Source organism: Pseudomonas maumuensis, from assembly GCF_019139675.1.
Classification (GTDB): domain Bacteria; phylum Pseudomonadota; class Gammaproteobacteria; order Pseudomonadales; family Pseudomonadaceae; genus Aquipseudomonas; species Aquipseudomonas maumuensis.
Window position 1 is genome coordinate 3,409,698 of sequence record NZ_CP077077.1, and the last position, 7,615, is coordinate 3,417,312.

The window sequence follows — 7,615 nt, forward strand, 5'->3', positions numbered from 1 at the left end:
GGGCGCCCATGCGTCATGATCGATGATGGCACCGGTCATATCATTGCCCGTGATAATAACCTTCGCTTCATTTGATTCGTGCGTCACGCGCAAGACACTCAAACTCCGCCCACTACTAATATCTCGGCGGAGTTCTCCATGGATCACTCACTCAAACCCTTGCGCTTCCCCCTCGCTGCCCTGGCAGTGGTGGTGCTCAGCGCTTGCGGTCGCACCCCCGACGCCGTGCAGGCTCCCGCCGCGCCAAAAGTCAGCGTCGCCAAGGTGATCGAACAACCGATCAACGAATGGGACGAGTTCACCGGCCGCCTCGAAGCGCCGGAGACCGTCGAGGTACGTCCGCGGGTGTCCGGCCAGGTCGACCTGGTGGCCTTCACCGAAGGCGCCCAGGTGAAGAAAGGCGACCTGCTGTTCCAGATCGACCCGCGCCCGTTCCAGGCCGAAGTGCGCCGCCTCGAAGCCCAGCTGCAACAAGCCAAGGCCACCGCCATCCGCAGTGCCAACGAAGCCCGCCGTGGCGAGCGCCTGCGTGACAGCAACGCCATCTCCGCGGAATTGGCCGAGTCGCGCACCAGCGCCGCCGCCGAAGCCCGCGCCGGGGTCGACGCGATCCAGGCCCAGCTCGACCTGGCCCGCCTGAACCTGAGCTTCACCCGCGTCACCGCGCCGATCAGCGGCCGGGTCAGCCGCGCCCAGTTCACCGCCGGCAACATCGTCACCGCCGATGTCACCCCGCTGACCAGCGTGGTCTCCACCGACAAGGTCTACGCCTACTTCGACGCCGACGAGCGCGTGTACCTCAAGTACAGCCAGCTGGCCCGCGACGGCCAGCGCGGCCAGAGCACCCCGGTGTACCTGGGCCTGACCAACGAGACCGGCAACCCGCACCTGGGTCAGATGAACTTCGTCGACAACCAGGTCAACCCGCGCACCGGCACCATCCGTGGCCGCGCCGTGTTCGACAACCGCGACGGCCAGTTCACACCCGGCCTGTACGCGCGTCTGAAGCTGGTCGGCAGCGCCCAGTACGACGCCGTGCTGATCAACGACGAAGCGGTCGGCACCGACCTGGGCAAGAAGTTCGTGCTGGTCATGGACAAGGACAACAAGGCCGCCTACCGCGCCGTGGAACTGGGGCCCAAGCTCGAAGGCCTGCGTATCGTGCGCAGCGGCCTGGGCAAGGACGACCGCATCGTGGTCAAGGGCCTGCAGCGCGTGCGCCCTGGCTCGCAGGTTTCCCCGCAGGAAACGCCGATGGCCAGCGAGCAGACTCTCGCCGCCCTCGCCCAGCAGCGCCAAGCCCTGGAAGCCAGCAACCCGGCACCGAAGGTTGCCGGCGCCAATGTCAAAGTCGCCAGCGCCCAAGCGCCGCGCGGTTAAGGGACAACACCGATGAACTTCTCGAAATTCTTCATTACCCGGCCGATCTTCGCCGCGGTGCTGTCGCTGGTGCTGCTGATCGCGGGTTCGATCTCGCTGTTCCAGCTGCCGATCAGCGAATACCCCGAAGTGGTGCCGCCCACCGTGGTGGTGCGCGCCAACTTCCCCGGCGCCAACCCCAAGGTGATCGGCGAGACCGTCGCCGCGCCGCTTGAGCAAGCCATCACCGGTGTCGAGAACATGCTGTACATGTCCTCGCAGTCCACCGCCGACGGCAAGCTGACCCTGACCATCACCTTCGCCCTGGGCACCGACCTGGACAACGCCCAGGTGCAGGTGCAGAACCGCGTCACCCGCACCCAGCCCAAGCTGCCGGAAGAAGTGACCCGTATCGGTATCACCGTCGATAAGGCCTCGCCCGACCTGACCATGGTCGTGCACCTGACCTCGCCGGACAACCGCTACGACATGCTCTACCTGTCCAACTACGCCATCCTCAACATCAAGGATGAGCTGGCGCGCCTGGGCGGCGTGGGCGACGTGCAGCTGTTCGGCATGGGCGACTATTCGCTGCGCGTGTGGCTCGATCCGAACAAGACCGCCTCGCGCAACCTGACCGCCAGCGACGTGGTGGCCGCGATCCGCGAGCAGAACCGCCAGGTTGCCGCCGGCCAACTGGGCGCCCCGCCTGCCCCCGGCTCGACCAGCTTCCAGCTGTCGATCAACACCCAGGGCCGCTTGGTCAACGAGGAAGAGTTCGAGAACATCATCATCCGTGCCGGCGCCAACGGCGAGATCACCCGTCTGAAGGACATCGCCCGGGTCGAACTCGGCTCCAGCCAGTACGCCCTGCGCTCGCTGCTGAACAACCAGCCGGCGGTGGCCATCCCGATCTTCCAGCGCCCAGGCTCCAACGCCATCGAGATCTCCGACGAAGTGCGGGCGAAGATGGCCGAGCTGAAGAAGGACTTCCCCGAAGGCATGGACTACAGCATCGTCTATGACCCGACGGTGTTCGTCCGTGGCTCCATCGAGGCGGTGGTACATACCCTGTTCGAAGCACTGGTCCTGGTGGTGCTGGTCGTCATCCTGTTCCTGCAGACCTGGCGCGCCTCGATCATCCCATTGATGGCCGTGCCGGTGTCGCTGATCGGTACCTTTGCGGTCATGCACCTGTTCGGCTTCTCGCTCAACGCACTATCGCTGTTCGGCCTGGTGCTGGCCATCGGTATCGTGGTGGACGACGCCATCGTCGTGGTGGAGAACGTCGAACGCAATATCGGCCTGGGCCTGAAACCGCTCGAGGCCACGCAAAAGGCCATGAGCGAAGTGACCGGGCCGATCATCGCCACGGCGCTGGTGCTGTGCGCCGTGTTCGTGCCGGCGGCGTTCATCTCGGGCCTTACCGGGCAGTTCTACAAACAGTTCGCCCTGACCATCGCCATCTCCACCGTGATCTCGGCGTTCAACTCGCTGACCCTGTCGCCGGCCCTGGCCGCCGTACTGCTCAAGGACCACCACGCGCCCAAGGACCGCTTCTCGCGGTTCCTGGAAAAACTGCTGGGCAGCTGGCTGTTCGCCCCGTTCAACCGCTTCTTCGACCGCGCCAGCCATGGCTACGTCGGTGGCGTGCGCCGGGTCATCCGTTCCAGCGGTATCGCCCTGTTCGTGTATGCCGGCCTGATGGGCCTGACCTACCTGGGCTTCTCGTCCACCCCGACCGGCTTCGTGCCGGCCCAGGACAAGCAGTACCTGGTGGCCTTCGCCCAGTTGCCTGACGCCGCCAGCCTCGACCGTACCGAGGCGGTGATCAAGAAGATGAGCGAGATCGCCCTCAAGCAACCGGGCGTGGCCGATTCGGTGGCCTTCCCGGGCCTGTCGATCAACGGTTTCACCAACAGCCCGAACAGCGGCATCGTGTTCACCCCGCTCAAGCCGTTCGACGAGCGCAAGGACCCGAGCCAGTCGGCGGCAGCCATCGCGGCCGCGCTGAACGCCCAGTTCGCCGATATCCAGGACGCCTACATCGCGATCTTCCCGCCTCCGCCGGTACAAGGCCTGGGCACCATCGGCGGCTTCCGCCTGCAGATCGAGGACCGCGGTAACCTGGGCTACGAAGCGCTGTACAAGGAAACCCAGAACATCATCGCCAAGAGCCACAACGTGCCGGAACTGGCGGGTCTGTTCACCAGCTACCAGGTCAACGTGCCGCAGGTCGATGCCGCCATCGACCGGGAAAAGGCCAAGACCCATGGCGTGGCGATCAACGACATCTTCGACACTCTGCAGGTCTACCTGGGCTCGCTGTACACCAACGACTTCAACCGCTTTGGCCGTACCTACCAGGTCAACGTCCAGGCCGAGCAGCAGTTCCGCCTCGACGCCGAACAGATCGGCCAGCTGAAGGTGCGCAACAACCTGGGCGAGATGATCCCGCTGGCGACCTTCCTCAAGGTCAGCGACACCTCGGGGCCTGACCGCGTGATGCACTACAACGGCTTCATCACCGCCGAGATCAACGGTGCCGCAGCCCCCGGCTACAGCTCCGGCCAGGCCGAGGCTGCGATCGAGAAGCTGCTCAAAGAAGAGCTGCCCAACGGCATGACCTTCGAATGGACCGACCTGACCTACCAGCAGATCCTCTCGGGCAACACTGCTCTGTTCGTGTTCCCGCTGTGCGTGCTGCTGGCCTTCCTGGTGCTGGCCGCCCAGTACGAAAGCTGGAGCCTGCCGCTGGCGGTGATCCTGATCGTGCCGATGACCCTGCTGTCGGCCATCACTGGGGTGATCATCTCCGGTGGCGACAACAACATCTTCACCCAGATCGGCCTGATCGTACTGGTGGGCCTGGCGTGCAAGAACGCGATCCTGATCGTCGAGTTCGCCAAGGATGAACAGGCCAAGGGCCTCGACCCGCTGGCTGCGGTACTGGAAGCCTGCCGTCTGCGTCTGCGGCCGATCCTGATGACCTCGATCGCCTTCATCATGGGTGTGGTGCCGTTGGTGTTCAGCTCCGGTGCCGGCTCGGAAATGCGTCACGCCATGGGTGTGGCGGTGTTCTCGGGGATGATCGGGGTGACCGTGTTCGGCCTGTTCCTGACCCCGGTGTTCTTCTTCCTGATCCGCCGTTTCGTCGAGCGTCGCCAGGCCCGCAAGGCCGAGCATAGCGTCGCGCTGGAGAACCACGCATGAAGTTGCTCAAACCCCTGACCCCGAGCCTGCTGGCACTGGCCCTGGCGGCCTGCGCGGTGGGCCCGGACTACCAGGCCCCGCTGACCGAACCGGCCAAGCTGGACGCCGGCCTTGAAGCCAAAGCCTATGACCGCAGCCGCTTCGAGAGCGTGTGGTGGAAACAGTTCGACGACCCGGTGCTGAACCAGCTGGTGCAGGCATCGCTGGACGGCAACCGCGACCTGCGCGTGGCCTTCGCCCGCCTGAAAGCGGCGCGGTCGATTCGCGAGGACGTGTCCAACGACCAGATCCCCGTGGTCACCAGCCGCGCCAGCAGCGACCTGGGCAAGGGCCAGGTCCCTGGCCAGACCGAGCGCCGGGTCAACAGCGAACGCTATGACCTGGGCCTGGACATGGCCTGGGAGCTTGACCTGTTCGGCCGCATCCAGCGCCAGATCGAGGCCAGCGAAGCCCAGGAAGCGGCGGCCGAGGCCGACCTGCAGCAACTACAGGTCAGCCTGATTGCCGAGCTGGTCGACGCCTACGGTCAATTGCGCGGCGCGCAACTGCGCGAGCAGATCGCCGTGGCCAACCTGAAGACCCAGCAGCAGTCGCGGGACATCACCGTGACCCTGCGCGACACCGGGGTCGGCAACGAGCTCGACGTGGTCCGCGCCGACGCCCGCCTGGCGGGTGTCGAAGCCACCGTGCCGCAATTGCAGGCCGAACAGGTGCGGGCCAAGAACCGCATCGCCACCCTGCTCGGCCAGCGTCCGGACGCGATGGCCGTGGACTTGTCGCCCAAGGCCCTGCCGGCCATCGCCAAGGCCTTGCCGGTGGGCGACCCCGGCGAGCTGCTGCGCCGCCGCCCGGACATCCGCAGCGCCGAGCGCCAGCTGGCCGCGGCCACGGCCAACGTCGGCGTGGCCACCGCCGACCTGTTCCCGCGGGTCAGCCTCAGTGGTTTCCTCGGTTTCACCGCCGCCCGCGGTTCGCAGATCGGCTCCTCGGCGGCCAACGCCTGGGCGCTGGGCCCGAGCATCACTTGGGCGGCGTTCGACCTGGGCAGCGTGCGCGCCCGCCTGCGCGGCGCCAAGGCCGACGCCGAGGGCGCGCTGGCCAACTACGAGCAGCAGGTGCTGCTGGCTCTGGAAGAGTCCTCCAACGCCTTCAGCGACTACGGCAAGCGCCAGCAGCGCCTGCTGGCGCTGATGCGCCAGAGCGACGCCAGCCGCAAGGCGGCGGACCTGGCCTCGGTGCGCTACCGCGAAGGCACGGTGGATTACCTGGTGCTGCTCGACGCCGAGCGCGAGCGCCTGAGCGCCGAAGACGCCCAGGCCCAGGGCGAGGTCGAGCTGTACAGCGGCATCGTCGCGATCTACAAGGCGCTTGGCGGCGGCTGGCAACCCGATGTGGTGGCCAGCTCGCGCTGACCGCCCCCTGATGTGAAGGCTCCTTTGGTTGGTTCCTCCCCCAACCGTTTGCCCCGAAGGCCTTGGTCTTCGGGGCTTTTTTATGCGCCGCTGGTGCCTAGGCGTATCCCCTGGATCGGCCTTTCAAGGTGTTCGGCGTTGGAATTGCAGCGTTCTTGAGATCGAGCGCCGCCCGCGCGGCGCATCGCTGGCAAGCCAGCTCCCACATCTATTTCGGGCCAGTCTGTCCTGTGAAGTTGTCGCTGTCCGCCTTGGTGCATGTCTTGAGACAAGTGGGACGTCAGTGATGCCCACGCTGAGACCGTGTCGTACCCACAAGGCGTACAGCCGCGGCGGCGCAGGCATAACTGGCCCGAAACAGATGTGGGAGCTGGCTTGCCAGCGATGCGCCGCGCGGGCGGCGCTCGATCTGATAGGCGCAGAAAGGCTTGCGGTGAACACCTGGAGGCCCTCACTAGTCTAGGGCGCAAAGACCCAGGATCGGCCTCACGCTCTTGACCGCCAGCAATACCTCCCTGTGCCGTCATGGCTTTGCAACTGCCGCAATTAAGGGCATATATCGTGATCTGCCCTCCCAACACCCCCAGGAGAATCCCCATGCTCGGCGTGACCGACTACGGCGCTTTCGTGATCGCGTTCCTCATCCTCCTGGCGATCCCCGGCCCCGGCAACTTCGCCCTGATCACCGCCACCGGCAAGGGCGGCATCAAGGGTGGGCTGGCCGCCACCTTCGGGGTGATCCTCGGCGACCAGGTGCTGATGTGGCTGGCGGTGGCCGGCGTGGCCACCTTGCTGGCCACCTACCCCACCGCCTTCCACGTGGTGCAGTGGGCCGGCGCCGCCTACCTGGCCTGGCTCGGCCTGCGCATGGTGCTGAGCAAGCCCGGCGGCGCCCCGCGCGAGAGCCGCATGGCCAGCGGCCGCTACCTGCGCCAGACCATGATGATCACCCTGCTCAACCCCAAGGCGATCATGTTCTACATGGCGTTCTTCCCGTTGTTCATCGACCCGGTGCGCCACCAGGGCGTGGTCACCTTCGCCTTCATGGCGTTGACCGTGGCCGGGCTGACCCTGCTCTACGGCCTGATCGCGGTGTTCCTTACCCACCGTCTGGCCGAGCGCATGCGCGCCAGCCCGCGCATCGCCAACCTGCTCGAACGCCTGGCCGGCGCCTGCCTGGTCGGCTTCGGCATCAAGCTGGCGGCGATGCGCTGAGGCTCAGGCGTCGCGCAGCAGGTCGTGGGCGTCGAGCAGACGGAAGGCCACTTGCGGGTTGCGCTCGAGCCCACGGCGGATCGCCGCGGGGATGGCTTGGCGAGTCTTGCGGCACAGGCCCAACTGCGCCTCCAGCTCGATGACGATACCGCGCATGGTGCGCACTTCGTTGAAGCCCGGGGCGATATGCACGCGGATGCCGAGCTGCTCGTAGAGGCGTGACTGCAGGCGCTGCAGGTCTTCAAGATCCCTGAGGTTCTCCAGGCGCTCGACCAGGCGCTTCTCCTCCTCGCGGGTGAGCCACAGGATGCGCCGCTCGGGGCCGTCGGCCAGGCGTTCGCGGCCACAGTCGCAGGCGCCCGGCGGGCATGGGTGGCGTTGGGGAAGAGGACTCGTCATGGCTGCAAGGATAGTCG

5 protein-coding genes are annotated in these 7,615 nt (G+C 66.3%); 4 read left to right on the forward strand and 1 reads right to left on the reverse strand.

From position 1 onward, the window contains the following. The first annotated feature begins 138 nt into the window (after positions 1-138). The 4 genes from mexE to KSS90_RS15205 all read left to right on the forward strand — a co-directional run bounded on the left by mexE (position 139) and on the right by KSS90_RS15205 (position 7,199). On the forward strand, positions 139-1,380 hold the full coding sequence (mexE, locus tag KSS90_RS15190; protein WP_217866223.1) for a multidrug efflux RND transporter periplasmic adaptor subunit MexE: 1,242 nt from the start codon (positions 139-141) through the stop codon (positions 1,378-1,380). Positions 1,381-1,392: 12 nt separating this feature from the next. Next, positions 1,393-4,572 (forward strand): efflux RND transporter permease subunit, encoded by a 3,180-nt coding sequence (locus tag KSS90_RS15195; RefSeq protein WP_217866224.1) that lies wholly within the window; start codon positions 1,393-1,395, stop codon positions 4,570-4,572. Continuing rightward, positions 4,569-5,984, forward strand: coding sequence for an efflux transporter outer membrane subunit (locus KSS90_RS15200; protein ID WP_094011162.1), 1,416 nt, complete (start codon positions 4,569-4,571; stop codon positions 5,982-5,984). Before KSS90_RS15195 ends, KSS90_RS15200 begins: the two co-directional genes overlap by 4 nt. A 597-nt stretch (positions 5,985-6,581) precedes the next feature. Then, positions 6,582-7,199: a LysE family transporter gene (locus KSS90_RS15205; RefSeq protein WP_038705946.1), complete on the forward strand. Its 618-nt coding sequence runs from the start codon at positions 6,582-6,584 to the stop codon at positions 7,197-7,199. A 3-nt stretch (positions 7,200-7,202) separates the two neighbouring features. Here the strand turns inward: KSS90_RS15205 and KSS90_RS15210 are convergent, their stop codons facing one another. Continuing rightward, a complete protein-coding gene (locus KSS90_RS15210; RefSeq protein WP_217866225.1) occupies positions 7,203-7,598 on the reverse strand; it encodes a hypothetical protein in 396 nt (131 codons plus the stop codon). Positions 7,599-7,615: the final 17 nt, after the last annotated feature.